General features: G+C 68.2%; 7 protein-coding genes. 5 read left to right on the top strand and 2 right to left on the bottom strand.

What is annotated here, in order from left to right; genetic code table 11:
* Positions 1-506: 506 nt before the first annotated feature.
* From OG609_RS45890 to tpg, 5 genes are all read left to right on the top strand, one after another.
* Positions 507-1,070 (top strand): hypothetical protein, encoded by a 564-nt coding sequence (locus OG609_RS45890; protein WP_327270827.1) that lies wholly within the window; start codon positions 507-509, stop codon positions 1,068-1,070.
* 51 nt (positions 1,071-1,121) lie between these two features.
* A complete protein-coding gene (locus tag OG609_RS45885) occupies positions 1,122-3,788 on the top strand; it encodes a DEAD/DEAH box helicase (RefSeq protein WP_327270828.1) in 2,667 nt (888 codons plus the stop codon).
* 399 nt (positions 3,789-4,187) lie between these two features.
* Entirely contained in the window at positions 4,188-4,691 is a 504-nt protein-coding gene (locus OG609_RS45880; RefSeq protein WP_327270829.1) for a hypothetical protein, read from the top strand.
* A gap of 46 nt (positions 4,692-4,737) precedes the next feature.
* Complete coding sequence (locus tag OG609_RS45875; protein WP_442817920.1) at positions 4,738-4,938, top strand: hypothetical protein; 201 nt, start codon at positions 4,738-4,740, stop codon at positions 4,936-4,938.
* A 361-nt stretch (positions 4,939-5,299) separates the two neighbouring features.
* Complete coding sequence (gene tpg, locus OG609_RS45870) at positions 5,300-5,854, top strand: telomere-protecting terminal protein Tpg (protein WP_442817921.1); 555 nt, start codon at positions 5,300-5,302, stop codon at positions 5,852-5,854.
* 32 nt (positions 5,855-5,886) lie between these two features.
* Here the strand turns inward: tpg and OG609_RS45865 are convergent, their stop codons facing one another.
* Together OG609_RS45865 and OG609_RS45860 are read right to left on the bottom strand one after the other, a co-directional pair.
* Positions 5,887-6,966 carry a hypothetical protein gene (locus OG609_RS45865; RefSeq protein ID WP_327270831.1) on the bottom strand — a complete coding sequence of 360 codons (1,080 nt, stop codon included), beginning with the start codon at positions 6,964-6,966 and terminating at the stop codon, positions 5,887-5,889.
* Between the two features lie 227 nt (positions 6,967-7,193).
* Positions 7,194-8,315 (bottom strand): integrase, encoded by a 1,122-nt coding sequence (locus OG609_RS45860; RefSeq protein ID WP_327270832.1) that lies wholly within the window; start codon positions 8,313-8,315, stop codon positions 7,194-7,196.
* Positions 8,316-8,552: the final 237 nt, after the last annotated feature.

Genomic DNA, 8,552 nt, shown 5'->3' with positions numbered 1-8,552 from the left:
TACCACATCGCTGCGCGATGTGCAAGCGAACCACCGCGCTTTGCGCGGTGGTTGCGCACCCGCTCCGCGGGTGCGGACTCTGGTGCTGCGCACCAGAGTTGACTCCGTTTCACGGAGTCTGCGCTTCGCGCAGTGTGCCCGGCAGAGCCGGGCCAACTCCCTCCGCTTCGCTCCTGGAGTTGGGGGGCCGGCCCGCGTTGCGGGCCGGTGGGCCCCGCTGTGCGGGGCCCTGTCTGGCGGGATGTCAGGCGCGAGTGATCGGAACTCTTGTAAGGGAGTTGACGGATACTTCGCATCCGTCTGATGGTGTGTCCGCTGCGCTCCCCCACCCTGGTTCTTCCGGCTACGCCTCCAGGACCTGAAGCCCGCTACGCGGGCTTGGCTGGCTACAAGGGGTGGGGGGTCGCTCGTCCGTATCGGGTTCCAGTGTAGTGGGTGCATCAAGTTTGATTCAGCATGTACCGTTGGCAGAAACGAGTGACATACTGATGGCTTGGGGACCACTGATGGGCAACGCGCAGGCTTATCCGATCTACCGAACCTTTGACGCAGCAAGCATTATTTCTGTGGCTTTCGATCTTGTCCGGTGCGGAGAGGGTTATGAAGGCGAGACTGGATACCTCGATGCAGAGCTGGGCGATGTCGATGATGTGCTGAAGGCTCGTAACCTCTTTCCGGATGCGTGGTTCTCCCACCGTCGTTCTAACTTTCGGGGTGCCGACCTGTCTGATGACGCCGCGGTGTTGACTGGACTGCTGCCCATGCAGCTTGATGCGGAGGAAGTCTTGGAGGGGGACGTTCTCTCCAGGGCCGTAGAGGTGCTGCGCCCTGCGGTGTGGGGGCAGCTCGCGTGGATGGCTCTCAGGTGGCCGGCCATACCGGAGCTCGGCCTAGGACCTGAGTACGCACGCACAGGCGTTCAGGCCTGCTTCAACATCGATGCCAACCATGAACCAGTGGCGGGACATACGGTCTACGTCCACGTCTATCCCGGTGATGAAGACAGAGCACGTCACCTTGCTCGCATGATCGGAAAGGACGTCATCGGCCCTCCTGAGCACGGTTGGTGAGAATTTATTTTACGGCGACGGTTGAACAGGCGAGATGAGAGAGCGAGCAGAGTGAAGGGTTATTTTCAGCTTCGAGAGCATCAGGTAGATCAGAAGGAAAAATTCCGGAGGTGGGTTGGTTTTCCTGCAAGGTCATCTGTGCCCCCGCAGGGTGGCCGGGGCACGATCGTGTCAGCGACCGGCTCGGGCAAGACGATCACGGCCGCCGCGTGCGCGCTGGACTGCTTCCCGGGCGGCCGGATCCTGGTGACCGTGCCAACCTTGGACCTGCTCGTGCAGACCGCCCAAGCGTGGCGCCTGGTGGGCCACCGGGCCCCGATGGTCGCGGTGTGCTCGCTGGAGAACGATGCGGTCCTCAACTCGCTGGGGGTGCGCACCACCACCAACCCGATCCAACTGGCCCTGTGGGCCGGGTCCGGGCCGGTCGTCGTGTTCGCCACGTACGCCTCCCTGGTGGACCGCGAGGACATCGACGCACCGATGGGCCAGGGGAAGGTTCGTGGGCCGTTGGAGGCCGCTCTGGCGGGCGGAGAGCGGCTCTATGGCCAGCAGATGGCGGGCTTCGACCTCGCGATCGTGGATGAGGCACACGGCACCGCTGGTGATCTTGGTCGTCCGTGGGCGGCGATCCATGACAACGCCCGTATCCCGGCGGCCTTCCGGCTCTACCTGACCGCCACGCCGCGCATCCTCGCCGCGGCCCGGCCGCAGAAGGGCGCGGACGGCCAGGAGGTGGAGATTGCGACCATGGCCGACGACCCGGACGGCACGTACGGCGCGTGGCTCGCAGAACTCGGTCTGAGCGAGGCGATCGAGCGCGAGATCCTCGCCGGGTTCGAGATCGACGTGCTGGAGATCCGCGACCCCTCCCCCGTGATCGGGGAGTCCGAAGAGGCGCGGCGCGGCCGGCGCCTGGCCCTCCTGCAGACCGCGCTCCTGGAGCACGCCGCCGCGTACAACCTCCGCACGGTCATGACGTTTCACCAGAAGGTGGAGGAAGCCGCCGCGTTCGCGGAGAAGCTGCCTCGGACCGCTGCCGAGCTGTACGTCAACGACGCATCCGACGAGGACCTGGCCGCCGCGGACAAGCTGCCGAAGTCCTCCATCGACGCGGAGTTCTACGAACTCGAGGCCGGCCGCCACGTACCCCCGGACCGCGTCTGGTCGGCGTGGCTGTGCGGCGACCACCTCGTCAGCGAGCGGCGCGAGGTGCTGCGCCAGTTCGCAGGCGGCATCGACGCCGCCAGCCGCCGGGTCCACCGCGCGTTCCTCGCGAGCGTTCGCGTGCTCGGGGAAGGCGTCGACATCACCGGTGAGCGAGGTGTGGAGGCTGTCTGCTTCGCGGACACCCGCGGTTCCCAGGTCGAGATCGTGCAGAACATCGGCCGGGCGCTGCGGCTCAACAAGGATGGCAGCACGAAGGTGGCCCGGATCATCGTGCCGGTGTTCCTGGAGCCCGGCGAAGACCCGACCGACATGGTCGCCAGCGCCTCGTTCCGGCCCCTTGTGGCGGTTCTCCAGGGCCTGCGCAGTCACGATGAGCGCCTGGTCGAACAGCTCGCCTCCCGCGCCCTCACCAGCGGCAAGCGCAAGGTCCACGTCCAGCGCGACGAGGACGGACGGATCGTCGGAGCCAGCGGCCAGGACCACAGCGAGGACCAGGAGCAGGACGACACCCACGCCGCCGCCGAGTCCGCCCTACTCCACTTCTCCACCCCTCGTGACGCCGCGACCATCGCCGCATTCCTGCGCACCCGGGTCTACCGGCCCGAGAGCCTGGTCTGGCTCGAGGGCTACCAGGCCCTCCTCCGCTGGCGAGCCGAGAACGAGATCACCGGCCTCTATGCCGTGCCCTACGACGTTGAGGTCGAGGTGGGCGTCACGAAGGACTTCCCCCTTGGGAGGTGGGTGCACCAGCAGCGGAAAGCACTGCGGGCCGGGGAGCTGGAAGCGCGGCGCAAGACCCTGCTGGACGCACCCGAAGCCGGGATGGTCTGGGAGCCCGGCGAAGAAGCCTGGGAGAACAAACTCGCCGCGCTCCGCTCCTACCAGCGGGCCACCGGACACCTCGCACCCCGGCAAGACGCGGTATGGGGCGAGGGCGAGGCGATGACGCCCGTCGGCCAGCACATGGCCAACCTCCGCCGGAAGGGCCAGAAGAACGGCCTGGGCAAGGACCCGGAGCGGGCGGCGGAACGCGCGGCGCAGCTCACCGCGATCGACCCGGACTGGGACTGCCCCTGGCCACTGGACTGGCAGCGGCACTACCGGGTGCTCGCGGACCTGGTCGACGCCGATGGCGTGCTGCCCGAGATCCAGCCTGGCGTGCTGATGGACGGCGATGACATCGGCAAGTGGCTGGAGCAGCAGAAGCAGCCGGTCACCTGGGCGAAGCTCCTCCCCGAGCAGCAGGAGCGGCTGACCGCGCTGGGCGTCCAGCCCGCTGAGGCGGCGCCTGCCGCCCAGGCTGCCCCGCGTACGGCGAAGGGCCCGAGCAAGGCACAGCAGGCGTTCCAGCGAGGCCTGACGGCACTCGCGCAATGGGTCGAACGGGAAGGCGTGGGCCGACCGGTACCCCGGAAGGCGGTGGAGACCTTGCCCGACGGAACCGAGACCAAGCTCGGCATCTGGTACAGCAACACCAAGTCCAGGCGGGACAAGCTCACCGCCGAACAACTCGACGCACTACGCAAGCTCGGGGTGGAGTGGGCCGTGTAGCGTCCGGTGCTGGTTTCAATAGCAAGTCGCTTCCGCATCGGCAGACATCACCCTCGGAGAGCATGTGCACATGAGAGAAGTACGCAAGAGAATCATGGCCGTATCCGGAATGCTGGCGGCTGTCGTCCAGGACGGCTTCAAGTTCCCGGCAGGAGTGGGCTCTCGGTGATACCCCAGATCCAGAGGGCGCGTTCGGGTGGACAGTGGCTCGGGACACGGGCCGCCCTCCGCGTTCCCGTCGTACTGATAACTCTCGTCGCCGGCGCGGTGGGAACCGCCTCCTGTGGCCAGGACAGCCCCGGCGTGGCATCGCCACAAGCGCCGAGGACAGTGGCACCTCGTCCCGAGCCGTCCGCAACACAGACCCTGCCGCAGGCCTCCGATCTGCCCAAGCATGCGGTGACCAGCGACAAACAGGCCACGCTTAGCCCGGGCAGGACGATGGCCACGGGATACACCGGGAACGATTTCCTCACCGGACTGGCGAAGGACTGGAAGATCCGACTCGAAAAGCCCATCGAGCAGGAGATGCCCAACGGGAAAATGAGGACGTACGTTCACGGGCGCGGCAAGAACGGGATGACCGTGTCGGCCGGCTACGCCGATCACAAGAACATGTCCTCCCTGCTGTGCCGCGCGGGTACGAAGGAACCAGGCGATTTCGAGTTCCTGGCTTCCTGCACAGGTCTCGACGTCGCCGGAATCGACCATGACAAGGCGTCCTCGTGGCTCGACCGGGCGAAGAAGGAGACCGACTCCCTGTACGAGAAGCAGGTGACCAAGACGGGAATCGAAAAGGAGTACGTTGTCAGCGGAGTGTTGGTCTCGGGCCCGGTGAGGATGGTTCTGCACCGCGCATACGAGAGGTACTCACTGAGGATCCTCGGAGGCGCAGCGGCGTAGCGGCATCAGCAGGATTCCAGGGTCAAGGCCCCTCGTCGACCTCGGATTGAAGTGGGCAGCACAGGACCCGGAGCGGGCGGCGCAGCGCGCGGCGCAGCTCACCGCGAACGACCCGGACTGGAACTGCCCCTGGCCACTGGACTGGCAACGCCACCACCGCGTCCTCGCCGACCTGGCCGATGCCGACGGCCAGCTGCCCGGCATCACACCCGGCGTCCTCATGGACGGCGACGACATCGGACTGTGACTGGAGCAGCAGAAGCCCGGACACCTGGGCGCGGCTCCTCCCCGAGCAAGGCGCAGCAGGCGTTCCAGTGCGGGCTGACGGCACTCGCGCAGTGGGTGCACGCACAGCCATGGCATGCACCTCAGCACTTTGCTCGTTGCCCTGTTGCGTACCCAAAGACGCCCACGCAGCACTGGCAATCGGCGGGTCGAACCGGGGCGCTCTGCCCTCGGTCCGTCACCGTCCCTGTCTCCCGTTCTGCGTCTGTAGCCCAGGTTTGCCCATCGTGTGCCCTGTACGGCGGATCTCGATCGTGGGAGGCCGCGTCTGTGAGAGGTATGGCAGCGCAGACAGCCATAGGGGTCAAGCGCCGGGGAGAGTCGTGGGGGAGATCAGCGACGGAATTGAGCGAGCGCTGCTGACGCGCCCGGTACCTACAGGCGCCTCGGCACTGCGTTTCCTCATGAGGGCCGAGAAGGGCTCCACGAAGAAGGTGGCACGCCTCCTGGGCGTTTCACAGCGCACCGTGCAGCGGTGGGTGACAAAGAAGCCCGGAACACGTCGTCCGCCAGGTGCGCAGCATGCCCAGGCGATCGAGGAAGCGGTCCTGGCTCGGTGGCAGCCCCGAATACGGGCCCGTCGGCGTGCCCAGGCCGAGGCGGAGGGCTTCGTCTTCCACACCAGGGCGCGATTCGGGTTCGCGGCTCCTGCAGGCTCCTCGGACGACCCGCGGGTGCGGTGGATCACCCAGTACCTGCCTGGAGAGGTCGCCCGGGAACTCTTCGCCGCCCGGGATGCCGGCGCAGGCGAGCAGCAGCAGATGGTGATCCTCGCTCGCGCGCTGGGGCACGCCTACTTCCGCGACGGGGGCCACCGCGCCCACGGCCTGCACATCGCCTTCAGCGACCTCGAGTTCGCCGACTTCTCGATCGGCTGAGCCTGGCCCGTCGCGTAACAACGTCAGGGTGTTCAGCGTCGTGGGGACCTGGCGCGGCTGGCCGGTACCGCTTCGTACCTCTCGGCTTCCTGCCGCTCGCGCCAGTCCCACTCCACACGGCCGACCGGGCCTTTGCGGCGAGCCGCGAGCGGCTGGGGCGGGCGCAGCCTGGCCGTCTCCGCCACGCGCAGCAGGTGCCCACGGTCCCCTGGCGCGGCAAGCAATTCCTGCTCCTCGCCGGAGGCGAGGCGGGTGAAGCAGGCCGCGGCCCGCAGGAAGCCGCCGGCCCAGGGCGGTACGGGGTAGGCGGCGCAGCCGTCGGTGTAGCGGGCGCGGTCGTGCAGGGCGAGCATGGCCGCGGCGTCGTCGTAGTCGCGGGGGCGGGCGGTGGCGAGTTGCTGGAGGGAGGCGCCGGTGAACAGTGCGGCAGCGACGGCCGCGGCCAGGCGAGGATGTGCGGTCGCCGCGTGCAGCCGGTGGGCGACGCGCCGGGCGGTGGGCGCGGTGAGAGGCGCGGGCGGTGGGCGGTGCCGCCAGGCGATCGACGGTGGCGTGCACGGGTCGGCGCAGGGGCGGGGGCTGTCGTAGGAGACGAGGCGGTCCAGTGCGGGCAGGTTGAGCCACCGGCCGACTGGCCCGGCGGGCTCGTCTGCGGGCGGGGGTTCGGTGACAGGCGTGCCGTAGTAGTGGCGGTGGGCAGCCTCGAAGTCGGCGGTGAGGGAGTAGTCGGCCGTCTGCAGGGCCTGGTGGAGAGCGGCGGGGAGGTGTGGGCGGTGGCAGACCAGGGTCAGGTGGATACCGGTGAGGGCCTGTAGCTGCAGGAGGCGCGTCGTGCGGCGGGCGGTGAGGCGGTGGGCGCGCAGGACGGTCAGCCGGGTAATGGGCAGGGCGGTCATCCAGGCGGTAGCTGCTTGCCAGGCGGGCTGACGGCCGGCAAGGAAGCGGCCCGGGAGCAGGGGCGGTTTGCCCAGGGCGGCGAGAAGGTCGTGGGCGAGGCCGGTCTCGCTGGTGGTGCCCGGGCCGGGGTGCAGGGTGATCCGGCCGGACGGCGGATGGTGGGCGGCCAGAGCAGTGTGCGTGTGAATCGCGTCGTCGCCGGGGTCCAGGACCACAGTGATGGACGGCGAAGTCGCGGCGGGACAAACTCAGCGCGGAACAGCGCGACGCACTACGGAAGCTGAGCGTGGACTGGGCATGAGTTCCGGCGGAGGGTTGCCTGCCGTGTGCCGGGAGGCAGCCCTTTACGGCGTGGGGTGATCCAGAGACCGCTAAGGCACCATGCCTGGGTGGACATAGACATTGCGAGGAGCAGCTCAAGCGGTTCGCCGGGCTCGGACCGTCATATTGGTTTGGTGAGGTTCGGGCTGGGCCGGTAGTGGGCGACTCCTGCGTAGGACATCCCCAGTGAGGTGGTGAGGGTCTTGGCGTCGAGTTCATCGGCGAGGGTGAGCAGGCGAGTAGAGCGCAGGATGCGGGGCCGGAGGCCAGTAGGGGCGAGGGTGTCGCGGATGTGAGCGGCGCCGGCGGGGCCGTGGTGGGTGCGGGTGAGCCGAGTGACGAGCAGGTGGGGGTTGTCCGAGCCCAGTTGGTGTCGGTGTTCTTGGCAGCGTTGGAGTGCGGTCCAGGTCGCGTCGTCGAGCGGGATGGCCAGGGATCTGCCGGGGAAGTGGACGCTGTGGTGATGGGGGTTGATCCCGGTGTCAGAGAGCTGGCGCAGCTCGGTGATGGTTGCTGCGTGGAGCAGGGCGGCGAGGCCGATGAATGCCTCGTGCGGGTGTATGTCGTGGTGGGTGGTCCACCGCTGGTACAGGGTGCGCTGCTGGGTCAGGGTGAGGGTGGGACCTTTGAATCCCCTGTGCTGTACGGCATTTATGGGGTCGGTGGGGTTGTGGAGGATGGCTTTGGAGTAGTGGGCGTACGCGAAGAACTGGCGCAGTCCCGCGAGTCGGGATGCGCGGAGGGCCGGGTTGAGGGCCAGGAAGGATTCCAGATGGGCGGTGGTGACACTGGCCCAGTTCGTGTGGCCCTCGGTGTGGAGGTGGAGGGCCAGGTCGCGGACGGCAGTAAGTCGGATCTCGATGGTTTTCAGCTGGTTGGGGCGTAGTCCCAGTTGTTCGGCTTGCTCGCGCTGTCGCAGGAGGAAGGCGGCGAACTTCTTGGCCTGGGGGCGCAGAGGGGTGGGTGTGGCCTCGATGCGGCGGGCTCGGCGTTCTGTTGCTCGTCTGTCGGAGCGGCGTGGTGGTGGGTCGAGGTGGCCGTGGGTGCGGAAGAAGTCGGTGAGCGCTCCGACGAGTTCGGGGGCATCGCTTTTAGCGCGGGCGAGGAGGCTGCAGGGGTCGCAGGACTCGGCGTGGAGGAGCAGGCGCGCGGTGGTGGCGATGAGGTCGGCCGCGTAGATCGGGTGTCGGTGCGCTGCGAGGTGTACGGCGAGGTCGCTCCACCAGGAGGGCGGGGCGGGCATGCGCTTGGCCCAGCCCGCCGCGCGGGTCAGGACTGTGTGGGGTGAATGCTCGTAGCAGCGCTTGCAGAGGCCTTTGGCCCACCGGCCGCTGGTTCCGCATTGCTCGCAGTGGGCTGGGGGCGGGGCGGCAGTGGGATCGGTACAAGCTCGGCAGCGCTGGGTCGCCGCGTCGAGGGCACGTCGGCGTCCGCAGTGCTGGCAGGGGCCCCGAGCTCGTTCTCCGGCGGATCGGCGTCG

It is taken from the genome of Streptomyces sp. NBC_01224 (assembly GCF_036002945.1).
In the GTDB taxonomy this organism is placed as follows: domain Bacteria; phylum Actinomycetota; class Actinomycetes; order Streptomycetales; family Streptomycetaceae; genus Streptomyces.
The sequence above is the reverse complement of the archived record's forward strand: the minus strand, read 5'-3'. Positions and strand labels throughout refer to the sequence as shown.

What these genes read in the sequence shown, in the direction of transcription:
- OG609_RS45890 (WP_327270827.1), top strand. Translation starts at nt 507, where the DNA reads ATGGGCAACGCGCAGGCTTATCCGATCTACCGAACCTTTGACGCAGCA.
- OG609_RS45860 (WP_327270832.1), bottom strand. Translation starts at nt 8,315, where the DNA reads ATGCCCGCCCCGCCCTCCTGGTGGAGCGACCTCGCCGTACACCTCGCA.